Genomic DNA, 15,816 nt, shown 5'->3' with positions numbered 1-15,816 from the left:
CCAGTCACTTCGTGGAGAGCCATTCCTTCAGGGCACGGGCTCCGCCGGTCATCGGTCGGTTCGCCGAGGCCGCAGGCTTCGCGGACGCCACGGCCTCCAGCGCGCGGCGGGCGCATCAGCTCGGCACCCGGCACGCCCCGAGCCCGGCGGCTGTCTCGTGATCGGTGACCGGGCAGGGCAGGCAGCAGCGACACATCAGGGCGTGGGTGCCAGCGATACGGCCTCCCATGCAAACCCGTCCGGGTCGGTGAAAGGCCCGGCATCGCCGCCGATCATGAGCCGGTGCGACCCGGTGCCGTCGGGAGAGACGCCGGCGTCCTTGGCAAGGGCACGGCGCCTGTACAGCGCCAGCTTGACGGGACTCGACCCAGCAGCGAACTCGACGTACATGCGGCCGAAGCTCTTCGCCACGGCAAGGCCTTGGTCGACGTAGAACCGCTTGCTCGCGGCCACGTCCGCGACTCCCAGCAGGAGCACGATCTCGTCGACCCGTCGGGTGGCAGGGCCGGTGTCCTTCTTCGCCGAGGTCGCGACCTTCCAGATCGTCCCGTCCGGGGCTTGTACGACACCGCCGTAGCCCCACAGCGACTTCGCGGCAGGCTTCAGCGGGGTGGCGCCGGCGTCGAGGGCGGCGTCGATGAGGCTGTTGACGGTGGCCGGCTGGGACACCGTGAGCGCCAGCGTGAACCCACGGAAGCCGGTTGTGGGTGCCTCCGAGGCCCGCAGGCGTATCTGCGTGTCCAAACCGAAGGCGGCAGTGTAGAAGCGGTTGGCGGCCGTGGGGTCGGCCACGTCGAGGGTGACGGATTCGATGGATGCCATGGCCATCACGCTAGTTGCGGCTCGGCGACCGGCGCTTCTTGATTCCTGATCGGTCTTGTCACCTGTTTTGCCACACACGGCGGCATCCCCGCCGCAGCGCCCGTTGCGCGGCGCCGGTAGGCGCTGGGCGGCATGCCGACCAGCTCGGTGAAGCGGGTGCTGAAGGTGCCCAGCGACGAACAGCCGACCGCGAAACAGACCTCGGTGACGCTGAGGTCGCCACGACGCAGAAGCGCCGTCGCGCGCTCGATGCGACGCGTCATCAGGTACGCGTACGGCGACTCGCCGTAGGCCAGCCGGAACTGGCGGCTGAGGTGCCCGGCCGACATGTTCACGCCGCGGGCGAGCGCCTCGACGTTCAGCGGCTGCGCGTACTCCCGGTCGATCCGGTCGCGGACGCGACGCAGCCGCGCGAGGTCGCTCAGGCGGTGCGCCGCGGTGCGTGCGCGCCCCCACGAGGGGTGACACATGGGAGAACTCCTTTTCATCGATGTCCGCGAGCACCTGGGTTGCATGCCGAGGTAGGCGGCGAGGTGCTCGATGGCGATGACCGGCTTGCCGCAGCCGACGAGCCGGTCGAGCAGGCCGAGCAGGCCGAGCAACTGCTCGACGGCGGCGGGATGGAGGCCGGTGGTCGGCTCGGCGAGGATGTAGACGCCGCCCTTGTGGGCGGTCGGCGTGCGCGCCTCGGCCTTGGCGGCCGACATCGCGAGCACCTCTGCGATGGTGCGGCCGCCGAGGGGGGGGCGAGGACAACTGCCTGGAAGCGCTGGCCGCCGTATTCTTCGCAGGTGGTCGCGGCACCGGCCATCGTGGCCGGATCGATGACCGGACGGCTCAGCGAAGCTCCTGGATGCGGACCAGGTTGCCCGCGGGATCGCGGAAGGCGCAGTCGCGGACGCCGTACGGCTGCTCGGTCGGCTCCTGGACGACCTCGGCGTCGCCGGCCTGCACCTTCTCGAAAGTGCCGTCGAGGTCCCGGGTGGCCAGCAGGATCCAGCCGTAGGTGCCCTTGGCCATCATCTCGGCGATGGTGCGGCGCTCGTCCTCGGTGACCCCGGGGTCGGCGGCCGGCGGCGCCAGGAGGATGGACGTGCCGGGCTGGCCGACGGGGCCGACCGTGATCCAGCGCATCTTGCCCTGTCCGACGTCGCTGCGGACCTCGAAACCGAGGGTGTCGCGATAGAACGCCAGGGACGCGTCCGGGTCGTCATGCGGGAGGAAACTCGTGTGAATGGTGATGTCCATGGCAGTCACGCTAGCTGCGCCCCCGTGACCGGTGCTTCTCGATTCCTGATCGGTCTGGCCACCTGTTTCGCCACACACGGTCGCGTCCCCGCCGTCGCGCGCACCGCCTGGCGCCGCCTCGCCCAGGATCTCCTCAACTGTCTCCCAGGTGATCACAAGCCGGGACAGCGCCTCCTCCTCAGCCACCAGTCACCGGCTCAGCTCCGCGTTCTGCTCCCGGGTACGCTCCACCCGCTCCCGGGCCGTAGCCTCCCGACTTCCAGCGGCTGGACGATTCCCGGTGATTCGTTCGTCGGCACCAACAGTTGATCTGGATCACCAGGGCCGACTGGTTGATGCCGAGGACTTGGGCTGCCTCGCGCATCGCGGGAGAGCCCGATGCGGCCGCGAAACACCGAGAACGCCGACGGGGCGGCGTACGTCGACGCGGTGTCGGAGTACGCCGCCCTGGGGCGGGACGAGTTGCGGGAGGCGGCCCGCGCTGTCATGGCCGTTACTTCGGGTCGCGGTTGAACTTCGAGGTCGACCAGAAGTATCCGAGCACCGCGAGACCCAGGCACCAGGCGATCGTGAGCCACCCGTTGTTGCCGATCTCGCTGCCGAGCAGCAGCCCCCGCAGCGTCTCGATGGCGGGCGAGAACGGCTGGTACTCGGCGAACGGCTGGAACCAGCCCGGCATCGTGTCGACCGGGATGAAGGCGCTGGAGAGGAGCGGCAGCAGGATCATCGGCATCGCGTTGTTGCTGGCGGCCTCGGCGTTCGGGCTGATCAGGCCCATGCCGACCGCGACCCAGGTGAGCGCCATGGCGAAGAGCACGAGCAGCCCGAACGCCGCCAGCCACTCCAGGGCGGTTGCGTCCGTGGACCGGAAGCCGATGGCCAGGGCGACGGCGCCCACGAGGACCACGCTCATGATCGACTGCAGCACGCTGCCGACGACGTGCCCGACGAGCACCGAACCGCGGTGGATCGCCATCGTGCGGAAGCGGGCGATGATGCCCTCGGTCATGTCGTTGGAGACGGACACCGCGGTCCCGACCGTGGTGCCGCCGATGGTCATCAGCAGGATGCCCGGGACGATATAGGCGATGTACTCGGAGCGGTCCGCCCCGCCGCCGCCGATGCCCGCGCTCATCACGTCGCCGAAGATGTAGACGAAGAGCAGCAGCAGCATGATCGGGGTGAGCAGCAGGTTCAGGGTGAGGGACGGGTAGCGCCGCGCGTGCAGGAGGTTGCGGCGCAGCATCGTGGACGAGTCGCGCACGGCGAGGGAGAGGGAGCTCATCGGACGGTCTCCTTGGGCTGGTTGGGGACGGCGGCACCGCCGGTCAGGGCGAAGAACACGTCGTCGAGGTCGGGGGTGTGCACGGTCAGCTCGTCCGCCTCGATGTCGGCCGAGTCCAGCCAGTCGAGGATGGAGCGCAGCTCGCGCTGGCTGCCGTCGCTGGGGATCTGCAGCGACAGCGCCTCGTCGTCCCGGGTCACCTCGCGCAGGGCGACGGCGGCGGACTGGTACGTGGCCGGGTCGTCGAACCGCAGCCGCACGTGCCCGCCCGGGATGAGCCGCTTCAGCTCCTCGGCGGTGCCCTCGGCGGCGATCTTCCCGTCGTTGAGCACGGCGATACGGTCGGCGAGCTCGTCGGCCTCCTCCAGGTACTGGGTGGTGAGGAAGACGGTGACGCCGTCGGAGACCAGCTCGCGGATGATCTGCCACATGTTGTGCCGGGAGCGCGGGTCGAGGCCGGTGGTCGGCTCGTCGAGGAAGATGATCCGCGGGTTGCCGACCAGCGTCATGGCGATGTCCAGGCGGCGCTTCATGCCGCCGGAGTAGGTGGAGGCGGGCTTCTTCGCCGCCTCGACCAGGTCGAAGCGCTCCAGCAGCTCGGCGGCGGTGCGCCGCCCCTCGCTGCGGGAGAGGTGGTGCAGGTCCGCCATGAGGAGCATGTTCTCCTCGCCGGTGATCAGGCCGTCGACGGCGGAGAACTGGCCGGTGACGCCGATCGCGGCGCGCACCGCCTGGGGGTCGGTGGCCAGGTTGTGGCCGCCGATGTGGATGTCGCCCGTGCCCGGGTCGGCGGAGATGAGGGTGGAGAGGATCTTCACGGCGGTGGTCTTGCCGGCGCCGTTCGGGCCGAGCAGGGAGAAGACCGTTCCTTCGGGGACGGCCAGGTCGACGCCGTCGAGCACGACCTTGTCGCCGTAGGACTTGCGCAGCCCGTTCGCCGCGATGGCCAGGTTGGTCATGATGGGTGCTCCTCAGAGGCTGCGGGCGGCGATGTCGCCGTAGGCGGTGGTCGCGTGGATGTTCAGGCCGGCGGCGGCGCCGTCGGTGTTCTTGAGCGCGTTGTGGATCCGGCCGTAGCTGGTGCCGGCGTCCAGGGAGGCGGAGACTCCGCGGGCGGCGCCGACCGAGATCTCGCCGGACTCGGTGCGCAGTTCGACCGTGCCGCGCACGGCCTCGGCGATGCGGATGTCGCCCTTTTGGGTGCTGATCTCCGCGGGGCCGCCCAGGCGGCCGACCGAGACGTCGCCGGCGAGGAGGGTGAGGCGGGCGCTTTCGGCCTCGTCGAGCTTGACCGAGCCCTGCGCGCCCTCGAAGGCGACGTCGCCGAGCCGTCCGACGCCCCGGAGCTCGGCGCTGGCCGCCTTCGCCTCGATGCGGGAGCCGACGGGCAGCTGGATGGTCACCTCGATGGATCCGGAGTTGCCGAGGATCCGGTTCTTCGCCGGTGAGGCCTCGATCCGCAGGACGCCGTCGCCGTATTCGACCGTGGTCTGCTCCGCCGCCTTCACGTCGCGGCCCTTCGAGGCGTCCGCGGGCAGGACCTCGACCGTGGTGTCGGCCCGGTCGGCGGCGATGAACCGGATGCGTCCCGCGGGGATGTCAAGGACGGCGGAGACCTGGGCGGGGGTGTCGAACTTCTGCATCGTGCTCTCCTTCGGTTCGTTGTTTCCGATGCTGGAAAAGCTACGTTGCATTCAAAGATCTGGCAACACAATCGTTGCGCATAATCGCCATCATTGCAGGTAGAAGCCAAGAAAGCGTTGCAATGACTTTGGTTCTAATGCAACAACAGTCACCCCGTTCGTTGCAATGAATTAGGAGTGAACGCTATACTGGAGACACCAAGGACCACGAAGGAGACCGCGATGCCGGGAGGCAGACTCACCCAGCAGGAACGCCAGCAGATCGCGCTGGGACTGGCCGACGGCCTCGCCTACGCGGAGATCGCCAGACGCCTCGACCGCCCCACCTCGACGATCACGCGCGAGGTGATGCGCAACGGCGGCCCCACCGCCTACCGCGCCGACCTGGCCCACCGCGCCACCGAACGCCGCACCCACCGGCGCAGGCAGACCGCGCCCCGAGGGCCGGAGGCGCCCCCGCAGGCCCACGGACGCGACGCCGAGGCCGTGCGCGAGTACGAGGAGATGTTCACCACCCTCCTCATGCAATCGGGCCTGCCCAAGATGACGTCGCGGGTGCTGGTGTCCCTCTACACCACCGACGCGGGCAGCCTCACCGCGTCCGAACTCGTGCAGCACCTCCAGGTCAGCCCGGCGTCCATCTCCAAAGCGATCACGCTCCTCGAAGGCCAGGGCCTCATCCGCCGGGAACGCGACGAACGCCGCCGCGAGCGCTACGTCGTCGACAACGACGTCTGGTACCAGGGGATGATCGCCAGCGCCCGATCCCACGCCCAGCTCTCCGAGACCGCACGGCAGGGCGTCAGTATCCTCGGCCCCGACACCCCGGCCGCCGCCCGCCTCGAGAACATCGCCCGCTTCGTCGACTTCGTCGGCGAGAGCATCATCCGCGCCGCGGAGCAGGCCCGCGAGGTCCTCTACACAAAACCCGAAACGGCCTCAGGCGACACTGCCACGCCAAGTTCAGATCGCGGATAGACAGCCGTCTTGATGGTCCCAGCCAGTGGTGCCCGCGCCGGATCCTTCCACCTGAGCCGACCCCATCGCCTCTTCGAGAGCCTCGCGTTCCACGAAGACCGCGCGGGGGATGCCGTGGTCGGGCCAGACGGCGCGGGCGGGCCAGTCCCGTACGTGCCCGAGTAGTGCTTCTGGCCGTGCCGCCAGCGGAACGTACGCCACGGCACCGAAGGCTCGAAGCGCCGGAGGGCGGCCAGGGCCGGTCCTCGTCGATCTGCCCGTCCCTTGGGCCAGAGAAAAAGGCCGTCGCCAAAGAGAAAGGGATGTAGGGTCTCGCCGCTCGTGGCACAGACCGTGCCTGCTGACCAGCGGTTGTTCCGGTGTCTCACAGCGATGGCACAACGGCTCAGTCCAGGAATGTGGCGTTTCCTCATGGTCGTCGCCAATGACCGGCGGCCGTCATTCCGTTGAACTACGACTTCCCTTCTCTGTTCCGATGCCGCGTTCGATGCCAAGATCGTGAGAGTGGGCCATGGTTCATGAGATCTCACAGTTGGTGCAGGGTCTCGTTTCCCACGTCGGACAGCATGACCTGCAGTTCTGTGCGTACCTCACCGCTGTCGGCAGCTGTGTGTCTCACTTCGTCTCACGGATCCTCGGCAGCTGGACCCGGGTGCCGCTCCGGACGGTCGAGTTGGACACACACGGTGCGGATGCGCAGTTCTCGGGATGCGAGCGTACGGCTGGGGGGGGCGGGGCCCCGGCCCGGACCTCTCACGCCCAGGCCAGCCGCGATCTATGCGCCCAGTAGCCTTCGGCGGACTCGGCCAGCCCGGCCAGCCGTTCCAACTGATCGGGATCGAGGCGCAGGTCCGCCGCCAAGAGGTTACTGGTGAGTTGCTCGATCGTGGCCGCGCCGGAGAGGACGATGTCCGCCCAGGGCCGCGCGGCGACCGCACCCAGAGCCACGGCGTCGCACGGCACGCCAGCCTCCTGTGCGATCTCGCGCAGCAGGACGGTGTCCGACCCCGTGGCGTGCCGATCGGCCAGGCGGCCGTTGGCCATGGCCTCCTTGACGATCACCGTGCGCCCGGTGGCGTACGCCTCGGCCAGCGCCGGCCCCGCTGACGGCTCCATAAGGTTGTAGGTGGCCTGCACGCTGCCGAAGAGCGGTTCGCCGTCCACCGTGATCTCCAGCGCGGCCCGGATGGCTTCCGCCTGGGCCGGGCCGCTGGTGGACAGTCCGATGGTCACCCCCTCTGCGGCGAGCCGGCCCAGCCGGTCGTGCAATGCGGAATCGGTCAGCGCCGGGCTGTCCGGGGTGACCGAGTGGATCTGGTAGAGGTCGAGCCGGGTGCCCAGCAGCGCACGCGTCTCCGCGAGCTGCCGGTCGTACGTCGCGGTGCTGTGGTCCTTGACCTCGTGCACCTCGACGTCCGTGCGCCAGTGGGCGGTGTAGGTGTAGCCCCACTTGCTGCCGATCACCAGATCCCGCGCATCGGGACGGGCCTCCAGCCAAGTGGCGAGGAACTCCTCGGCCCGGCCGTAGGAGCGGGCGGCATCGAAGTACCGCACGCCCCGGGCGTAGGCCGCGTCAAGCAGCCGGTGCGCATGGGCGCGCAGAACGGTGGCCGAGCGGTCTGCGGGCAGGTCCGCGTCACGACCCAGATTGATATAGCCGGGACGGCCGACGGCGGCCAGGCCCAGACCGAAGGGCGAGATCGGCGAGGCGATGGGGCGTTCAAGGTGCATACGGGGTGTCCTCCGGGATCCGTTCCTCGCGACCTGCCGCTCGAACCGGCCCAGGGGGTAGTGCAGTCCTTGGCAGGCTCTCCAGGTGTCCGGAGAGAACGGAGATGTCCGAACCGGGATGGGGGGCTTGGATGAGGGATGTCGTGTGCTTCATAGCAGCGACAGGACGGCCGGGGCCATGGAGAGGATGTCGCAGCCGAGGCCGATGAGGAGGGGGTGACGACGGGGTGCGCGGCGGCGTCGCCGAGACGGAGACCTGGCGGTTGTGGCGATGGGCTGCGGTGACGACTCGGGCGATGGCGTCGAGTACGGCGGGGTGTGCGGCATGGCCGGGGTGGCGGCCGGGTCGCGGCGGTCCAGGCCCAGGATCTGGCGTGACGGTTTCCAGTAGACGCGAGAGCGGCAGGCCTCACCCAGCTGTCCCATCGGGCCAGGTCAAACACGGTCAGGCGGTTGAGGTTCGGTGCGGCCTGGCTCAGCCCGGTCACGTGCTCTCCTCCCTCTGGTCGGTTTCGCACCGGGGGACGAGTCGCCACGGCCGCAAGCTTTCCGGCTTCACGTCCTCTCTGCAAGCCTGACCACCTGCGACGCAACGCCGTCGGCGACCGGGTGACGCGGCGAGCGGGAGCCGGCGTCGAAAGCTCGTCCGCCGATCCCGGCACGGTCTGTGCCATGGGGATACGGAGGGGAAGGCCTGCGGGGGTGGGGCCTTCCGTCGCAGGAGTCCTGAGCGCCATCGCCACCTGCGATGCCTCGTTGTTCGGCGACAGCGACGGCGTTGCCTCCTCAGCGTGGGGCGGCGCGAGGTGCCTTCGCCGACGTGTCCGACGGGGCTGGTGGGGCTGGTGGGGCAGGCAAGGCCAGCTGAGGCGGTTCGGTGAGAGCTGGGGCCCGTATCGACGGAGCGGCGTGTCGCCCCGTCGACCGCCGGGGCCGCTCAGACTCGACGGCCTCGGAGTTGGGCAACCCGTTCTCGTTGTCAGCACTGTCACTGGACATCGACGTGTCCAGGACGCGGTGCCGCGTTTCGGTCTCTGTTCCGGCATGCGGGGCCTCGGGGTACGCCCTCTGCTTTCGGCGATGGGATCCGGACCCAGCCTCGCCCGGACTCCGGCCCGGGGGATCCCCATGGCGCGGAGAGGGTCGCGGTAGCCCTTTCTCCTTGCTGGCCGAGCGGGCGCCGTGACGGCGTGTCCGGTACGCGCGTTTGGCCAGCGCGCTGTCGTTGAGTTGCTCGGTCGTGTCGTAGTTGCGCCAGCCGGTGAGGCGTCCTTCGGAGTTGTACCTGGCTGACAGTCCGGGAGGATCCATGTGATTTCCGTGTTCCCGGACCAAGTTCTGGGGCAGCATGACCACTGCTGTGATGCCGCGGGGGGATGGCCCGCGGAGCTGGACGCGGATGCCGTGGTGGCCGGAGAGCCGGCCGACGACGAACATACCCATGCGCCGCGCCACCGAGACGTCGACGACTGGCGGGTTCAGGAGCCTCTCGTTGGCCTCCTCAAGGTCTTTTGCGGTCATGCCGATGCCGCTGTCCTGGATTTCAACCTTCGCGCCGCCGCCGGACAGCAGCTGGCTCGTGACGAGCACCTCGGTGTCCGGCGAGGAGAACGTGGTCGCGTTCTCCAGCAGCTCCGCGATGAGGTGAACGATGTCGTTCACTGCCCGGCCGTCGACGTCAGCGGTTACCAATCCGCGTAGCTGCACACGCTGGTACTGCTCGACCTCACTGGTGGCGGCCCGGAGGACATCCACGAGCCGCACCGGGGCCCTCCAGCGGCGGCCCGCCTCCTCGCCCGCGAGGACGAGAAGATTCTCCCCATTACGGCGCATGCGGGTGGCCAGGTGGTCAACCTTGAAGAGGCTGGCGAGCAGGTCGGGGTCCTGCTCGCCGCTCTCCAGATGGTCGATCAGCTCCAGTTGCCGTTCCACGAGGCTCTGACTGCGCTGCGAGAGATTGACGAACATCGCGTTGATACGGCCTCGCAGCTGCGCTTGCTCGAACGCCAGCCGTACGGAGTCGCGATGGACGTCGTCGAACGCGTCGGCGACACCCCCGATCTCGTCGGTCGAGTTGATGCCCGTGGGCTCGGCCTCGATGGCCTCCAGTTGCGCACCGCTGGAGCCCCGCAGCAGCCGGACCACCTCGGGCAGGCGGCGTTCCGTGATATCGAGCGCGAAGGCGCGCAGGGTGCGCAGCGGGCCGACAATCGACTGCACGAGGACGTGCGTCACACCGAGCGTGAGCAGGAGGATCAACAGCACGACAAGCGAGGAGACGAACACTGTGCGCTCGGCCTGGTGCTGCTCGCGCGAGCTCTCGTCTTCGACCGATCCGACGAGCCGCTTCTCGACCAGACGCATCAGCTCGAGCTTGCTCGTCATGGTGTCGAACCACTCGCCGGCGTCGAGACGGAGGCGGCTCGTGCCCTGCCCGGCGAGCGCCTGCTTCTCGAGCATCTCGGCCTTGTTGACGTCGCTTCCGGTGACGGTGCGCTCGTAGAACTGACGCTGGGCCGGCGGCGCACCGGACAGGAACTCGCCGGTCAACGCCTGTTGCTGCCTGCTGGCGAGGGTCAGGCCCTGGGCCTCGTCCGAATCAAAGTGTCCCTGGGTCAGCACGCCGCCGAGCAGCGCGCGTTGCCGGGAGGCTTCCTCCGTGGCCTGTGCGAAGGTCTTGAGCGCACCGGCCTTCACGGCAAGGGTCTGGTGGGCGATGTCCGGCGTGAGAAGGTCAAGGGCGTCGGTGAGCTCGGCAATCAACGCCGTGTATGCCTTGACCATGGACAGCAAGCGCATTTTCGAGTGGGCTACCGTGTGGCGCAGTGACGCCACCTTCCCGCCAAAGGCGCCGAGCACAGCGAGCCGGGTGGCCAGGACGGGGTTCGTCCCACGGTGGACATGGACGGCCTCGGCACGGACGCGGGCGAGCGCCGCGTCTACCTGGGAGCGCTGAGTGTCCAGCCGACTCGTGTCGCTCGTACGCCCGGCCGCAACGTAGAGCGCGGTCAGATCGCGTTCGTCCTCAAGCTCCTCCAACAGCCCCGTGCCCTTGTCAACGATACGAACGAGCTGACGGACGTTGTTGATGTCCTGTGCGTTCTGCACGGCCGAGCCGATCCGCAGACCGCCGAGTACGAGCGCGGTGATGATCGGGATGAGCACCACAGCCAGCAGCTGGGTGCGCACACTCCAATTACTCGGGGCGAATGCCGTCTGATTGCTGCCCCGGCGTGGGCGGCACCCTCCACCTGCACGCACGGGTCCCGGCTCGGTATTGCCCGACTCGGTACTGCCGTTGTCGGAACCGTTGTTTCTCGCCCGAGGTGTCTGCACCGGTTCCGTGCCGTGGCGATCCACCGCGGATTGTGTTTGCACTGCCCTCGCACCTCTCCCCGCCATTGAACGTGCGCCCCCTGGCAGGTGCCTGGGGCAGCTGACTACGCGTCGGTCTCGGAGCTGTTCAAGATCGCAACCACTTCTTCGGTGGCGGTCGCTGCGGCGATCCGTTCGGTACCGGTGCCCAGCCGTCCGTCATCTGTGCCCGTCAGCGGTAGAGCCTTGCATCGCCGGCGAGTTCGGCCGTGCCAGTGGCGAGGCCGCCCTCGGAGCCGTGGACCAACCGGACATGCAAGAGGGGTTGCTGTCCGTGCCGGCCCAGCGCCTGACCGAAAGACCGTGACCGATCCCGAGTTGCTGCGGCGCGTCCTCATCGCCATGTACGAGCGGGGGGTAGGCGGTCGAGGACCAGGTACCAGCGGGTCACGGTCGCTCGACCCGCCAGGACGCCGCGAGGGCCGTGCCGGGAGCCACCCTCGTGCCGGTCCACCAGTCGGACACCACGTTCATGACGCCGTCCCTGCGCCTGGCCGCTCGCTTGCCGCGGTGACAGTCGCAAGGGCAGACAGAATGAGCACGGTCGACGCCGCGCCGGGGTCCTCGTGACCGATGGTGCGGGCGCCGAGATAGCTCGCCCGGCCCTTCCGGGCCTGCATGCCGACGGTCTGCTTCAGGCCCCGCACGGCGGCGTCGAATGCCGCGCGCGTAGCGTTGGTCAGGTCGCCGCCGGTGTCTGTGACGGCCTGGTAGGCGGTCACGGCCGGGCTGAGGGCGTCGATCATCGTCTTGTCGCCCTCGAGCGCCGCGCCGATCCGCTGGATGCCGGCGAGGGCAGCCGCCAAGGCCGCCCCAAGTTGTGCCGCAGACACGTCGGGATCCTCGCCCAGGGTCCCCGCGGCCTGCCGGAATCCGGTGCCGTACAGCGGTCCCGAGGCGCCGCCGGTCTTGCTGATCAATGCCCGGCCGACGGTGGCGAGCACCGCACCGGGGGTGGACGGGTCGGTTTCGTCCAGCATTGCCACCGCCGCCTGCAGACCACGGCGCATGTTGATGCCGTGGTCGGCGTCGCCGACAGCGGAGTCGAGGCGGGTCAGATGATCGGCGTTCTCGGCCACCAATTGGGCCGCCTCATGGATCCAGGCGCGGAACATGCTCGCGTCCATCGTCGTCCTTCTCCCTTGTGGGGTTTGTCGTCGGTGTCCGAGACCGTTCAGCGTCCCCAGCGCAGCGCGGGGGTCTCGACGGGGGCATCCCACAGATAGGTGAGCTGCGGCGTGAGCCGGCACACCGTGATCGTGCAGCCGGCCATCTCCAGGCTGGTGATGTAGTTGCCGACCAGGTTGCGGGTGATCCACACGCCATGGCCGGCGAGCCACTCTGCAACCGCGGCATACACCACGTACAGCTCGATCAGTGGGGTGCCACCCAGGCCGTTGACCATCACGAGCACTTCGCCTGAGAGCGGCATGTCGGCGTGGATGGCGTCCAACGCGACACCGACGATCTCCTTGGCGGAGACGAGCCTGCCGCGGGCGCGACCGGGCTCGCCGTGGATGCCGACGCCCAGCTCGATCTCGTCCTCGCCCAGCTCGAAGCCGGGTTTGCCCGCCGCGGGCACCGTGCACGGCGTGAGCGCCACCCCGAACGAACGGGACCGGTCGTTGACCTCCCGGCCCAAAGCCGCGGCCGAGGCCAGGTCCGCGCCAAGCTCGGCAGCCGCACCGACGATCTTCTCCATGAACACGGTCGCCCCGGTACCCCGTCGGCCCGCCGTCCACGTACTGTTCTCCACGGCGACATCGTCATTGACCACGACGCCCTCCACCTGCACGCCGTCGTCGGTGGCCAAGTCGGCGGCCATCTGGAAGTTCAGCACGTCGCCGGTGTAGTTCTTCACGATGTGCAGCACCCCCGCCCCGCCGTCAACGGCACGCGTGGCGGCGAGTATCTGGTCCGGCACGGGAGATGTGAACACCTCACCAGGACAGGCCGCATCCAGCATCCCGTACCCGACGAACCCGCTGTGCAGCGGCTCGTGCCCGGACCCGCCACCTGACACCAAACCGACCTTCCCAGTGGTCGGCCCGCCCGCGCGGATGATGTAGCGGTCGGACGTGTTGACCGTCAGTGAGCGGTGCGCGGCGGCCACGCCCACGAGAGCATCGGCAAGTACCTCATCGGGCGAGTTGATGAGTTTCTTCACGGTTCAGGCCCTTCTCGACATGGATAAGAACATCAGCAGAAATCCCTTAAATGGGATGGACCAGTAGGATTTGTCAGGGCGTCACCTTGCGCTTCACGCAAATCCTGGTGGGCCGGTCCGGTCGGACCTGCCTACGCTCGACTGATCGCGCCATGTGCGCCTCGGGTCAGGGCAGCGACGGCAGGCAGCACTGCTCGACGAGTCGCCAGACCTCTTCGGCGGTTTCGCGGGTGAGGGCGATGGCCGCCAGGGAGGCGCAGGTGTCATGGCGCAGGCGGCGGATGCGGGCGCGTACTTCGTCGAGGGCGGCGGGTGCGACGGAGAGGATGTCGCAGCCGAGGCCGATGAGGAGGGGGGTGACGAGGGGGTCGGCCGCGGCGTCCCCGCAGACGGAGACCTGGCGGTGGTGGCGGTGGGCGGCGGTGACGACTTGGGCGATGGCGTTGAGGACGGCGGGGTGCGCGGCCATGGCGGGGGTGGCGGTGGGGTCGCGCCGGTCCAGGCTCAGGATCTGGCAGGTGAGGTCGTTGCTTCCGATGGAGAGGAAGGCGGCTTCGCGGGCGAGGTCGTCGGCCGCGGCGACGGCTTCGGGGAGTTCCACCATGATGCCCAGCGGCGGGGTCGGGACACCGGCTTCGGCGGCTGCGGCCTGGAGAAGGCGTCGGCAGGCACGGAGTTCGTCGATGCCGGCGACCATGGGGATCATGATGCGCAGATCGGTCTCTGCTCCCGCGCCGAGCAGGCTGCGGAACTGATCGGCGAAGGCGTCGGGTTGGGCCAGCATGAGCGGCAGACCGCGGCCGATCCGCGCGCCCTGGAGGCGGGACAGGAACGGCGGGAGCTTGTCGTCGGCGAAGTCGAGGGTGCGGGCGGTGACGGTCTGTCCGGCGAGTGCGCGCAGGACGGGGACGAGTGTGGCCGTGTGCTGGTTGCGGGTGGGCCAGGCGGGGTGGTTGAGGAAGGGCAGCTCGGTGCGAAGCAGGCCGACACCCTCGGCGTTGGCCGCGAGGGCTGCGCGGGCGTCGGTCGGGGTCGCCACGTTGGCCCGCAGCACCATGGGGTGGTGGTCGAGTGTGTGGGCCGGCAGGTGGCGCTCTTCGGCGAGCGCGAGTCTGCGGGTGCGGGCGGCGTCCATGGCGTGGAGCGCGGTTGCGCGTTCGTCGTCGTTGGGGTGGGCGACCGCGGTGGCCCGGTCGGCGTCGAGCAGGATCTCCTGCCCGTCCGGCAGGTCGAGCAGCTGGGGGTCGACGGCCAGGAGGAAGGGGATGCCCTGTGAGCGGGCGACGATCGCGGCGTGGGAGTTCGGGCCGCCGGTCACGGAGATGGCGGCGGTGACCGTCTGGCCGGGTTCCAGCAGGTCCGCCGCACCGATCTCGTGGGCGACCAGGACAAGGGGCTGGTCGGGTGCGTGGCCGGTGTCGCCGTGCAGGTGGGCCAGGACGCGGCGGCCGACCTGCCGTACGTCGGCGGCGCGTTCGGCCAGAGTCGGGTCGTCCAGGGCGGCGATGGTCCGGGCGTAGGTATCGATGGCCTGCCGGACGGCGACGGGTACCGGCTGGGCGTCGTTCGCTCGTTTGATGGCCTGTTCGCGCAGCTCGTGGTCCTGCGCGATGTAGCCGTTGACCTCCATGATGTCGGCCTCTTCGTCCTTGCCCTGTTCACGCAGCGAGGTGGACAGGTCGAGCAGGCGGGCGGCGGCGGCATCGAAGGCGTCGGTGATCTGCTGTGCGGGGTCGCCACTGGTGCGGTGGGGGAGCGCGGTTCTGGTGGGCGGGCGGTCGGTGCGGTGGAGGAACCCCAGGGCTATGCCGGGTGCGGCGGTATGCCCGGCGTAGGTGCGGCGGATCATCGGGAAGCCACCACCTCGGCGAGTTCGCGGAAGATCAGGGCGGTGGAGGTGGCACCCGGGTCCTGGTGGCCGATGCTGCGGGCACCGAGATAGGAGGCCCGGCCCTTGCGCGCCTGCATGGGGGTGGTCGCGCGCATACCTTCCTCTGCAGCGCCAGCGGCGGCCAGGGCCGCGGCGGCGAAGTCGGCTCCGGCGCCGACGTGCTGCTGGAAGGCGGCAAGCGCGGGGGCGTAGGCGTCGATCATGGTCTTGTCGCCGGGTGCGGCCGAACCGAGCTTCCGGATGCTTTCCAGGCCGGCAGCGAGTGCGGTGGCGAACTGCTGCGTGTCGGCGGTGGGTGCGTCAAGGGCCTTGCCCATGGCGCGGAAGGCGCCGCCGTACAGCGGGCCGGAGGCGCCACCGACGCTGGAGATGAGGGTGGTGCCCGTTTTGACCAGCACGGCCCCGACGGTGTCCGGCTTGTAGTCGGCCAGGGCCGTGGTGACGGCGGAGAAGCCGCGTTTCATGTTGACGCCGTGGTCGGCGTCGCCGATGGCCGAGTCGAGCTGGGTGAGGTGGTCTTTGTGCTTGTCGACGGCGGCTGCAATGGCCTGCACCCAGGTGCGGGCGAGGTCGATGTCCACGGAGTCTCCGTTCATGGTCGGTGCGTGGCAGTTCACGGTTGGGTGAGCCGGGGGCGGGGGCGGATCCGGGGGTGCGGTCCGGGAGAGCTGGCGCG

Annotated in this window: 16 protein-coding genes; 3 read left to right on the top strand and 13 right to left on the bottom strand. The window is 69.4% G+C overall.

From position 1 onward, the window contains the following. Window positions 1-11: 11 nt before the first annotated feature. Complete coding sequence (locus tag ACFYXH_RS15190) at window positions 12-161, top strand: hypothetical protein (protein WP_389562717.1); 150 nt, start codon at window positions 12-14, stop codon at window positions 159-161. Window positions 162-195: 34 nt separating this feature from the next. Here the strand turns inward: ACFYXH_RS15190 and ACFYXH_RS15185 are convergent, their stop codons facing one another. The 3 genes from ACFYXH_RS15185 to ACFYXH_RS15175 form a co-directional block, all read right to left on the bottom strand. After that, window positions 196-822, bottom strand: coding sequence for a glyoxalase (locus ACFYXH_RS15185; protein WP_389562715.1), 627 nt, complete (start codon window positions 820-822; stop codon window positions 196-198). A gap of 5 nt (window positions 823-827) precedes the next feature. After that, a complete protein-coding gene (locus tag ACFYXH_RS15180) occupies window positions 828-1,292 on the bottom strand; it encodes a helix-turn-helix transcriptional regulator (protein WP_389563013.1) in 465 nt (154 codons plus the stop codon). 367 nt (window positions 1,293-1,659) lie between these two features. Next, the gene (locus tag ACFYXH_RS15175) at window positions 1,660-2,070 is read right to left on the bottom strand and encodes a VOC family protein (RefSeq protein WP_389562713.1); all 411 of its coding nucleotides are present in this window, start codon (window positions 2,068-2,070) and stop codon (window positions 1,660-1,662) included. 378 nt (window positions 2,071-2,448) lie between these two features. Between ACFYXH_RS15175 and ACFYXH_RS15170 the strand changes: the two genes are divergently transcribed. After that, the gene (locus ACFYXH_RS15170; RefSeq protein WP_389562711.1) at window positions 2,449-2,583 is read left to right on the top strand and encodes a hypothetical protein; all 135 of its coding nucleotides are present in this window, start codon (window positions 2,449-2,451) and stop codon (window positions 2,581-2,583) included. On the opposite strand, the gene ACFYXH_RS15165 is transcribed toward ACFYXH_RS15170, so the two are convergent. Genes ACFYXH_RS15165 through ACFYXH_RS15155 form a run of 3 tightly spaced genes read right to left on the bottom strand, consistent with a single transcriptional unit; the run spans window position 2,564 to window position 4,998 of the window. Then, entirely contained in the window at window positions 2,564-3,355 is a 792-nt protein-coding gene (locus ACFYXH_RS15165) for an ABC transporter permease (RefSeq protein WP_389562709.1), read from the bottom strand. The genes ACFYXH_RS15170 and ACFYXH_RS15165 overlap by 20 nt on opposite strands. Further along, window positions 3,352-4,314: an ATP-binding cassette domain-containing protein gene (locus tag ACFYXH_RS15160; protein ID WP_389562707.1), complete on the bottom strand. Its 963-nt coding sequence runs from the start codon at window positions 4,312-4,314 to the stop codon at window positions 3,352-3,354. The genes ACFYXH_RS15165 and ACFYXH_RS15160 overlap by 4 nt, the downstream gene beginning before the upstream one ends. A 12-nt stretch (window positions 4,315-4,326) precedes the next feature. After that, entirely contained in the window at window positions 4,327-4,998 is a 672-nt protein-coding gene (locus tag ACFYXH_RS15155) for a DUF4097 family beta strand repeat-containing protein (protein ID WP_389562705.1), read from the bottom strand. A 222-nt stretch (window positions 4,999-5,220) separates the two neighbouring features. Between ACFYXH_RS15155 and ACFYXH_RS15150 the strand changes: the two genes are divergently transcribed. After that, entirely contained in the window at window positions 5,221-5,976 is a 756-nt protein-coding gene (locus ACFYXH_RS15150) for a helix-turn-helix domain-containing protein (protein ID WP_389562703.1), read from the top strand. Window positions 5,977-6,729: 753 nt separating this feature from the next. Here the strand turns inward: ACFYXH_RS15150 and ACFYXH_RS15145 are convergent. The 7 genes from ACFYXH_RS15145 to dhaL (ACFYXH_RS15115) form a co-directional block, all read right to left on the bottom strand. Further along, entirely contained in the window at window positions 6,730-7,707 is a 978-nt protein-coding gene (locus ACFYXH_RS15145) for an aldo/keto reductase (RefSeq protein WP_389562701.1), read from the bottom strand. Between the two features lie 150 nt (window positions 7,708-7,857). Next, entirely contained in the window at window positions 7,858-8,133 is a 276-nt protein-coding gene (locus ACFYXH_RS15140; RefSeq protein ID WP_389562699.1) for a hypothetical protein, read from the bottom strand. 360 nt (window positions 8,134-8,493) lie between these two features. Beyond that, window positions 8,494-10,896 carry a nitrate- and nitrite sensing domain-containing protein gene (locus ACFYXH_RS15135; protein ID WP_389562698.1) on the bottom strand — a complete coding sequence of 801 codons (2,403 nt, stop codon included), beginning with the start codon at window positions 10,894-10,896 and terminating at the stop codon, window positions 8,494-8,496. A 656-nt stretch (window positions 10,897-11,552) separates the two neighbouring features. Next, complete coding sequence (gene dhaL / locus ACFYXH_RS15130; protein WP_389563011.1) at window positions 11,553-12,197, bottom strand: dihydroxyacetone kinase subunit DhaL; 645 nt, start codon at window positions 12,195-12,197, stop codon at window positions 11,553-11,555. Window positions 12,198-12,256: 59 nt separating this feature from the next. Next, a complete protein-coding gene (gene dhaK / locus ACFYXH_RS15125; RefSeq protein ID WP_389562696.1) occupies window positions 12,257-13,249 on the bottom strand; it encodes a dihydroxyacetone kinase subunit DhaK in 993 nt (330 codons plus the stop codon). 166 nt (window positions 13,250-13,415) lie between these two features. Continuing rightward, the gene (locus ACFYXH_RS15120; RefSeq protein ID WP_389562695.1) at window positions 13,416-15,098 is read right to left on the bottom strand and encodes a phosphoenolpyruvate--protein phosphotransferase; all 1,683 of its coding nucleotides are present in this window, start codon (window positions 15,096-15,098) and stop codon (window positions 13,416-13,418) included. After that, entirely contained in the window at window positions 15,095-15,736 is a 642-nt protein-coding gene (gene dhaL / locus ACFYXH_RS15115; RefSeq protein ID WP_389562694.1) for a dihydroxyacetone kinase subunit DhaL, read from the bottom strand. The genes ACFYXH_RS15120 and dhaL (ACFYXH_RS15115) overlap by 4 nt, the downstream gene beginning before the upstream one ends. Between the last annotated feature and the right edge of the window lie 80 nt (window positions 15,737-15,816).

The sequence above is a fragment of the Streptomyces sp. NPDC002730 genome, from assembly GCF_042888805.1.
Taxonomy (GTDB): Bacteria; Actinomycetota; Actinomycetes; order Streptomycetales; family Streptomycetaceae; genus Streptomyces.
The sequence above is the reverse complement of the archived record's forward strand: the minus strand, read 5'-3'. Positions and strand labels throughout refer to the sequence as shown.